Origin of the sequence: Nocardia sp. NPDC058519 (assembly GCF_042719755.1) — a bacterium.
Taxonomy (GTDB): domain Bacteria; phylum Actinomycetota; class Actinomycetes; order Mycobacteriales; family Mycobacteriaceae; genus Nocardia.
Genome location: NZ_JBHXNK010000045.1, coordinates 41,478 through 49,994, shown reverse-complemented (window position 1 = coordinate 49,994; position 8,517 = coordinate 41,478). Strand labels below are relative to the sequence as shown.

The window sequence follows — 8,517 nt, the reverse complement described above, 5'->3', positions numbered from 1 at the left end:
GTCCTTCGATCCGACAAAAGCATTCGGGCCCTTCCCCGACACGCCTCCGACACGCGCTGCGGCTTGACTCCTAAAACCATCGGAGGTCTTGTGTGTGTCCGGTATCGACTTGTTCAACGCTCACAAAGTTGAGTCTGTTCCGCTCAACTCTAAAAATTTTCAGCGGACTTCGAAGCCGCGCTTCACGGTACGCCGCGACACCACCGAAGACGATCAATCACCGCATGTCGAACGGCTATCCGCCTAGGATTGCGGTGCCCGGCTCACCCCCGATGCGGAGGAGTTCACCCCCATGCGCGCGATCGTGGTTCAGAAGTTCGGTGCCACACCCGAGCTCGCCGATGTGCCGGTGCCGGGCGTGGGTCCCGGCGAGGTTCAAGTGGCGCTCGACGCGGCCGGGGTCAACCCGTTCGATCTGAAAATGGCCGACGGCATCCTGGAGGGCAAGATGCCCACCGACTTCCCGATGATCCTCGGCGTCGACGGCGCGGGCACAGTCTCGGCGGTCGGTACCGGTGTCACCAAATTCAAGATCGGCGACAAGGTGGTCGGCAAGTTCCTGACCGCGCCGGCGGGACACGGTAGTTGGGCGCAGTACGCCACCGTCCCCGAGGACGCGACCCTCGTCCCGATCCCCGACGGGGTCACCACGGTGGCCGCCGCGGCGCTGCCGGTCGCCGGCGTGACTGCCCAGGATCTGGTCGACGCCGCGCATATCCAGCCCGGCCAGACGGTCCTGATCGTCGGCGCGACCGGCGGTGTGGGTTCGTTCCTCGTCCAGCTGGCGAACATCGCGGGCGCGCATGTGATCGCCACCGCCCGCACCGATGCCACCGACCAGGTCGCCCGCCTCGGTGCCGCCGAAACCGTCGACTACACCCAGTTCCGCCCCGCCGACCCGAATTTCGTCGATCCGGACCCGGCCACCCGCCAGGACTCGAGCATCGCCGACGCCGTCCGCTTCACCCACCCCGACGGCATCGATGTGCTCTTCGACTTGATCAGTTCACCGGGAGATTTCGCCACCCACGCCACCCTGGTCCGCCGAGGTGGCCATGCCTACTCGACGACCTGGGCGGCCGACGAAGCGGCGCTGCGCGAACACGACATCACCGGCGGCAACTTCGAGTCCAAGGGGCGCTCAACGGAATTGAGCCGACTGCTGTCCCGGGTCGCCGCCGGTGACGTTGTTGTTCCGGTGCAGATGACCGTGCCACTGGAAGCCGCTCCTGCTGTGCTCGGCCAGGGCAGCGCACGTGGGAAAACCGTTCTCACCATCTGATTCCCGCCCGCCTACAGCATTCACCGGCCCCGAACCTCGGTCTGCGATTCCACCAAGGCTCGCTCCTCACCCGAACGTGCGGTGCTGTCGGCGATAAGGAGCACCCAAGGGTGCCGGTGTCGTAACCATCCCTGCCCGCTTCCCCGCACCGAACCCCGATTTGCGTCCTCGGCCAACACAATTGGCCCCACGCCTGTATCGGCGTGTGGCAGCGTTGGACCTGGGCGAAGGTGTGCACTCCCGAACCGACCAGGTGCGTACGTGCGAGGCGTACGACGAAGGTGCTCGCAGGAGGCTGGGTGTCAGGGTTGTCTGCCCCTCGGTCGGGCTCTCCGATAACGACCGACAGGAGCGGCCGGAGCCCAGGACACGACACAGGTAGCCCGCCGTCAGGGTGTGGATAGACCCCTGGAACGACGAAAGCCCGGCATCAAGAGACGCCGAACCGTTGCATGTAGGATTTGATCCCACGGTGCGAACAGTGTGTACCTGTTTCGTACCTAGGCCGTTCGGTGAGTTGGCGCTCGCCGGGCGGCCGTTCTTGTTCGTGTGACGCTACACACTCCCGCGCACACTAGCAACTAGCGAGTTTCCGCTCTGGCCAGTAACTTCCGCGAGAACCTTGCGACTAGTTCACATCGAGTTTCGCCAGGGCTGCGCGGGCGGAAAGATCGTTCCCGCGATCCGAATCGCGCTCGGTACGCTCGCCGTCATGTCTGATGTGACCTTGGCGAACCTGCTCGACGATGCCGCACTGTATTCCTTCGAGCATCAACTGCATCTCGCCGATATCGCCGGTGATCGTGGGTGGAGTGTCGACTTGGCGGTCGGCCGGTTCACTTTGACCGGGGACCAGCCGATCGAATGCGAGCGGATGCATCTGCTCGGGTCGGCGGCTCCGGGACCACAGTCGTGGTTGTGGGCGTGGGGTAACCCGGCCAGCTATCCGGATTCGGTCACCGGGCTCGCGCAGTCCGTGCGCGACATCGGAAACCGTTATGGGATCAGTGAACTCGCTGACGCGGAAGTGCCGTTCGCCGTACTTCCCGGTTCGCCCGATCGGGCCGAGGGCGTGGTGAATGTGTTCATGGACGCAGCCAAGGCGATCTCCGGGGTGTGGACTGCTTACAGCGGGCCGGTCGGCGGCGGGACCAGGGCCGCGTTTCTGATCGAGCATCCGTCGCTGGTGCTGCCCGCGCCCTTCGCGCCGCGCATCGCCCGGGTTATTCAGGAGGGGCTCACCGAGTTTCCGCTCACCGACCGACGCCGCGCACTCCACGCCTACGCCAATCATCGAGGACTCGGCATCCAGTGGTCCGGCGACCACTCCCTGGCAACGGTCACCGGGCCGGGCCTCACCGGGGAGATCGCCTTCGACGAATTGGCCAGGATGAAGAGCATGGACTTGCAGATGAGCAGCGGATAACCCTGTCTCACAGAGCAATAGCCTTAGCATGGCTAATGAGACATAGCGCACAATAGGGATCCGCGGCTCGGCCTCGTGCGTCCAATATCTCGACAGCACTGTTGGGCGAAGTTGGGGTTTGCGATGAGTTCGATCAAGGCCGATCCCGACGCGCTGCGAACTACGCAGTCCTCGTTCGACTCGGTCGCTTCGACTCTGTCCGCGGCGTTGACCACGTTGACCGCTGCGTTGGCGGCCGAGGGTGAGTGCTGGGGTGGGGACGAGATCGGGCAGGCGTTCGCGGGCAACTACACACCGGGTGTGGAGCAGGGCAAGACCTCGGTCGGCAATCTCGCGAAGTCGATGACGCAGCTCGGTACGAACATGGTGACTGTCGCGGACAAGTTGGTCGAGCAGGACACCGCCCGTGCGGCTCAGTTGAAGCAGTCGACGGGGTCATAGTTCGTGGGTATCGAGATCCCGGAGTCTTTGCAGTGGGTCGCTAAATACATTCTCGGAGCGGGTGATTGGCCCGAAGGCGATGAGACCGCGATGCGGCGGCTCGCCGATGCGTGGACAACTACGGCGAACACGCTCAACACGGTTGACGAGGATGCGGCGCAGGCGCTGAATTCGGCGTTGTCGGCATTGTCGGAGGGCGAGACGCACGACGCGATCGCGGCCTATCGCGACAAGCTTCTGGCCGGTGACGAGGCGGCGTTCACCGCGATCCGTAAGTGGTGTGAGAAGCAGGCCGAGCTGCTCGAAGACGGTGCCAACGATATCGAGCACACCAAGCTGGTGATCATCGGCACGATGATCGTGGCGGCGGTCGAGATCGGTATCGCGCTGGCGACCGCGTGGACCGGAGTCGGTGCCGCGGCGGGCGTGGCTGCGCGTGTCGCGGCGCAGGTCGCGGTGAAGATCGCGATGAAACAGCTCCTCACCAGGATGATCGCGCGCGGTATCGCCAAAGCGGCCGCGCGGGCCGCGATCCGTGGGGCGGCGTTCGAAGCGCTGGAAGAGGGCGGGATCGACGCGCTCGCCCGGACCATCCAGGTCGCCAAGGGCGATCGCTCGATGGATGACTTCGGTTGGGCCGACCTGGGTTTGGCGACCTTCGGTGGCGCTGTCGGTGGTGCCGTCGGTGGTGGTCTCGGGGACAAGCTGGGCGGTGTCGGCGACAACGTCACCTCCGGCCTCGGCAAGTTGGCTGCCAAGTCAGCGGCAGGCGCGGCGACCGAACTCGGTGCGGATCTGTCCGCGCAAGTCGCGTCGGCGGGTGCCGCATCGTTGCTGATGGGTCAGGATTTCAAACTCGATATCGGCGTTGATACGTTCACCAGCGCTGGTGCGGGTGGGTTGCAGAGCGGGTTGCAGTCCACCTCGCAGGGCAACGGGGACTCGCCCGCGCCAACGGTTCCCGAGTTGGGCGATACAGGTTCGCCTACCAGCCCGGCCGGTACGGAAGATCCGGGTTCGTCTCCGGCTCAGACGAACGGTGGTGCGCCGGGATCGACTTCGCCCGCATCGACGGGTACTCCTGGTTCCAAAGCTCCGGCATCTGAGGGCACGCCATCAACACCTGATGGGGACAACGCAACCCAGCCTTCCGGAGCGGGTTCACCTTCCTCTCCTGGCGATAGCTCGCCATCGAACAGCAGTCCGGCCGATACTCCCGGCGATGCGGCACCTACCGGAACGGACACCCCATCCGGGGATGGTTCGCCCAGCCCGAGCTCGCCGGGCGACAGTTCACCCAGCCCCAACTCACCCAGCCCCAACTCACCCGGCGACAACTCGCCTAGTCCCAGCTCACCCGGCGACAGCACGCCCAGCCCCAACTCGCCCAGCGACAGCACGCCCAGCCCCAACTCGCCCAGCGACAACTCACCCAGCCCCAACTCACCCGGCGACAGCACGCCCAGCCCCAACTCGCCCAGCGACAGTTCACCGGGCCCGAGTTCACCTGGCGACAACTCGCCAAGCCCCAGCTCACCAGGCAACAGTTCACCAGGCGACAACTCGCCGAGTGCCAACTCGCCCGGCGACAGTTCCCCTACCTCGCCAGGCGACAGCACGCCTAACCCCAGCTCCCCCGGAGAGACCTCCCCCGGCCCGACATCGCCTGCCGACAATGGAAACCCGTCCAGCACAGGTGCACCGGACTCGCCGAGCAACCCCAGCCCGTCGGAGACCAACCCCTCGACACCCGCCGACAGCGGAAACCCTTCCAGCACTGGCTCACCGGCTTCACCGAGCAACCCCAGCCCAGCGTCGACCAACCCCTCGGTACCCGCCGACAACGGCACGCCCTCATCGCCGGGCAACACCGGCACCACGAATCCGAACCCAACCGGATCGCCCAACAGCACAAACCCAACCACTCCGGGCGACACCTCCAACCCCACCAACCAACCCCAGTCTGTCGGCACCCCTCTCGTCCTCGCTCGACCTCCCCCCGGTCGATGCGCCCGCGACACCACCTGCGACACCTACTGATTCGCCCGCAGCCCAACCAAATCCATCGAGCCCGGCCCCCACCCAGGCACCGACCACCAGCGAACAGACGCCGACCAGCAGCAACCCGACTACCTCCACCCCGTCCACGGTCGGGACGACGCCACAACCCACCACCCCGAGCACATCCACACCAACTGCGCCGTCCCCGACCATCCAGTCCCCCAGCGACACTACCCGTCAACCTCAACAGGCTGATACATCGACAACCAGCGCGGCGACCACCGCCACAGCACCCAGCACCGCACCCACCACAACACCGACCACCGCAACACCCACAACACCTCCCAACTCGACACCGTCGACCCCACCCATCAGCGCACCGATCACCCCGGCCACGCATCAATCGCCGACATCGAACACTCCCCAACCATCCACAACCACCAGGCCGACAGCCCCCACCGCCCAACCGTCCGCCACCCAGCCGACAACCCCGAACAATCCCGGGTTATCCACAGCCCGCACACCTACGCCAAGCGCCCCGCCATCCGCTGCGAATCCGGCAACACCGAACACTCCCCACTCGTCCACAGGCACCAACCCGACGACTCACACGACGCCGCCGTCCACTGCTCGACCGACAACCCCGAGCACCCCGCCGACCAGCCGCACCCCAGCCGCACCGAACACGGCCCCCAACTCGCCGACCCCCAAAGCGAACGGAACCCACAGCGAGGTTCCCTCGACCACAACAACTCCCGCCGACACACCCCAACCCACGAACCCGACGTCTCCCACCAACACCACCCCAGCGACAGACCCACTCCTCACCCCCCAAAACCTCGAAGCGGCCAACCAAGCCCGACAAGCCCGCGAATCCCTCCGCCCCATCCAGCCCGCCAATAACCAAGCCCTCCAAATCAACCCACCCACAGGCCGGCCCTACCAAGCCGCCGACTACCCCCACACGTTCGCCCAGCCGGTCCGAGTCGTCCGCCTAACTGTCGCCGTAACCGGCTCTCCCACAACCCCTCCCACCACCATCGACACCGTCGCCGACAATGCCCAAACAGCCACCGACCTCGCCTTCAACCAAGGCCATCAATTCCCCCTCGGCGACTGGCTCATGGTCGACACCGTCCCCACCACCAACCCATCAACAGCCGACCTCACGATCAACGCGGACACCACCCCCACCCTGACCGACCTCGCCAACACAGTCCGCACCAACCTCGGCCTACCCCCACGCGACAACCCCACCCTCACCCCCGACGACATGCACCGCCTCGGCTCCGACATCTCCCGAGCCGACCTCTCCCGCGCGACAATCCCGTCCTGGGCAGACCAACACGCAACCCCCACCACCCAGCCCGACAACACCGTAACCACCACCCCCGACACAAACACCGACCTCGACACCACTGTCGACCTCGACGCAATCCACAACAGCCACGCCGAACAAACCCCAGCCGGCGTCTCCCACCACCGCGGCGACCCCACAATGGGCGACCTCCCCCACCGAGTCCCCGCCGACCCCAACCGCTTCACCGCCGACACCCACATCACCCCTGACGGCCACGCCGTAATCGGCGGCCAAACCCTCACCCCAGAGCAATACGGCGACCTCCTCCGCCGCTCCGGCTGGGACGGCGTAACCCCCATCCGCCTCCTCGGGTGCGATGCCTCCGCCAACGGCTTCGCCGATCGACTGGCCCAGAACTTGGGTGTGGAAGTACTCGCGCCGACCCAGCGCGCATGGACCGACGCCAACGGAAATGTGTTCAGCTCCAGCGCGGTATCCAACCCCGACGGCTCCCGCAGCCCCCGGATACCTCCCGACGGCCAGTGGCAATCACACCACCCCAATGGCACCACCACACCCCACGGTACCGACGCCAACCCGCCCGGAACCACGCCGACGAACACCATCGACGCGGACAGCGCGGTCGACCGCTCACAGCCGACACCGAACACCAATCCCACAGGCCCCGACCCGAATACCCCGACCACCACACCTCCGAGAGTCCCGGAGACACCATTCGGCGACCGCCGCGATGCGGTCCGCGACCGAATCACACCACCTCGGCGAGTGGTCGACGGACCTTTGTACGACCCGCACAATCCCGCGCACGCGAACATACGTGGCACGTTGAGCCCTGACGACTATCCGCTGCCGATACCACCAGGCGACCCGACCCGAGTCGTGCACGGGAAGACGCTGAGCGGCTCGCATTTCACAGACACCTTCTACGGAGATGCCCCGAACCAAACAGTTGTTCGCGACTACCCCCCACGTGCGGTCAAATACGACCAGCGTGGCGGCGGCACGTTCACGGCGCTACGCCATGAACAGCACGTCATCTTTCCGCCCGACGCCGCCGGCAATGTCCGATCGTTCTCGCGATCCCAGGTCGGCGACAACGTGGTCCTCACCGAGTCTCTCAACGGTCGCCATGTCTCGACCGACGGTGTGATCCGCCACGACTTCTCCACCGGCGACAAGGTCAAGCGCAAGGGCGACAGTGCTGAAGGCACGGCAGCGACGAACACAGGCCATGAGGGCGTAGATCCGACGGGTGCAGGGCGGACGTACGATGGCGGGCATGCGTCCAGCTACCGAACCACTCTGGACCGGGGGCTCGTCAACCTCTTCGCACAAGAGAGCCGGTTCAATCAACAACAGTTCCGTGTGCTGGAGAACGCTGTCGCTGACTGGCCCAGGTCGTTTCCCGGCCGAGAGACGCGTATTAGTATTCGGACAGATCCACCTGGTGCAGTCACACCGGACAGAGTCCTCGGCGGGGTGAAGATGATCGACGCCAAAGGCAACGAGTTCACACGGGTTCCTGTCTATTTCAGTAACCATGGCGGGAATACATTCGCACGCAATCAACATGGAATCCAATTCGCCGATTTCAACCGATATAGAAACGATCACTAGGAGGGTTTCATGACCGACATCGACGAGGCCGAGCTCATAACAGGGCTGGTTCAGGCAACCGGAGAGGCCGCCGCACTCGTGTATCCGGATTGGGTGTACGCGGTATCGACGAATGTCCAGACTTCATCAGGAGTCGGCACCTGGGGCGTCATCGCCTACCGGGGCGACGAGGGAATGGATGTGGACCTTTTCGACCATCATGACATCAGCGACCGAGTGTGCATAAATTCAGACAAGCTGTTCTTGGCACAGGGCCAGGAATGGGCGGGGATGAAATGCACGGTCGCGCGATCAGGGAAATTCCGGATCGAGTATTCCTATGACATCGACGAAGCGATCAAGTGGGCTGCCGAGGTCTTCAGTGGACTCACATCGGACGAACGGGTGGAAATCCTTCGACCACAGGAACTGTGATCCGAAGGGACGATT

At 64.9% G+C, this 8,517-nt stretch carries 8 protein-coding genes; 6 read left to right on the top strand and 2 right to left on the bottom strand.

The features are described 5' to 3' along the window. The first annotated feature begins 292 nt into the window (after window positions 1-292). The 4 genes from ACFWPK_RS32335 to ACFWPK_RS32320 all read left to right on the top strand — a co-directional run bounded on the left by ACFWPK_RS32335 (window position 293) and on the right by ACFWPK_RS32320 (window position 5,189). Window positions 293-1,282, top strand: a complete 990-nt coding sequence (locus tag ACFWPK_RS32335) for an NADP-dependent oxidoreductase (RefSeq protein WP_378922282.1) — start codon at window positions 293-295, stop codon at window positions 1,280-1,282. Window positions 1,283-1,994: 712 nt separating this feature from the next. After that, window positions 1,995-2,708, top strand: a complete 714-nt coding sequence (locus ACFWPK_RS32330; protein ID WP_378922280.1) for a DUF6882 domain-containing protein — start codon at window positions 1,995-1,997, stop codon at window positions 2,706-2,708. A gap of 123 nt (window positions 2,709-2,831) precedes the next feature. Next, window positions 2,832-3,149 (top strand): WXG100 family type VII secretion target, encoded by a 318-nt coding sequence (locus ACFWPK_RS32325; RefSeq protein WP_378922278.1) that lies wholly within the window; start codon window positions 2,832-2,834, stop codon window positions 3,147-3,149. Between the two features lie 3 nt (window positions 3,150-3,152). Next, window positions 3,153-5,189, top strand: coding sequence for a hypothetical protein (locus ACFWPK_RS32320; protein WP_378922276.1), 2,037 nt, complete (start codon window positions 3,153-3,155; stop codon window positions 5,187-5,189). Between the two features lie 204 nt (window positions 5,190-5,393). On the opposite strand, the gene ACFWPK_RS32315 is transcribed toward ACFWPK_RS32320, so the two are convergent. Beyond that, entirely contained in the window at window positions 5,394-5,546 is a 153-nt protein-coding gene (locus ACFWPK_RS32315) for a hypothetical protein (protein WP_378922274.1), read from the bottom strand. A gap of 210 nt (window positions 5,547-5,756) precedes the next feature. Continuing rightward, window positions 5,757-5,945 (bottom strand): hypothetical protein, encoded by a 189-nt coding sequence (locus tag ACFWPK_RS32310; protein ID WP_378922272.1) that lies wholly within the window; start codon window positions 5,943-5,945, stop codon window positions 5,757-5,759. 328 nt (window positions 5,946-6,273) lie between these two features. On the opposite strand from ACFWPK_RS32310, the gene ACFWPK_RS32305 reads away from it, so the two are divergent. Together ACFWPK_RS32305 and ACFWPK_RS32300 are read left to right on the top strand one after the other, a co-directional pair. Then, window positions 6,274-8,088 carry a hypothetical protein gene (locus tag ACFWPK_RS32305; RefSeq protein WP_378922270.1) on the top strand — a complete coding sequence of 605 codons (1,815 nt, stop codon included), beginning with the start codon at window positions 6,274-6,276 and terminating at the stop codon, window positions 8,086-8,088. 9 nt (window positions 8,089-8,097) lie between these two features. Continuing rightward, window positions 8,098-8,502: a hypothetical protein gene (locus tag ACFWPK_RS32300; RefSeq protein ID WP_378922268.1), complete on the top strand. Its 405-nt coding sequence runs from the start codon at window positions 8,098-8,100 to the stop codon at window positions 8,500-8,502. The last annotated feature ends 15 nt before the right edge of the window (window positions 8,503-8,517 follow it).

Excerpts from the sequence above, each read along its gene's own strand:
- ACFWPK_RS32305 (WP_378922270.1), top strand. The coding sequence starts at position 6,274 with ATGGTCGACACCGTCCCCACCACCAACCCATCAACAGCCGACCTCACG.
- ACFWPK_RS32300 (WP_378922268.1), top strand. The coding sequence starts at position 8,098 with ATGACCGACATCGACGAGGCCGAGCTCATAACAGGGCTGGTTCAGGCA.
- ACFWPK_RS32325 (WP_378922278.1), top strand. The coding sequence starts at position 2,832 with ATGAGTTCGATCAAGGCCGATCCCGACGCGCTGCGAACTACGCAGTCC.
- ACFWPK_RS32335 (WP_378922282.1), top strand. The coding sequence starts at position 293 with ATGCGCGCGATCGTGGTTCAGAAGTTCGGTGCCACACCCGAGCTCGCC.
- ACFWPK_RS32330 (WP_378922280.1), top strand. The coding sequence starts at position 1,995 with ATGTCTGATGTGACCTTGGCGAACCTGCTCGACGATGCCGCACTGTAT.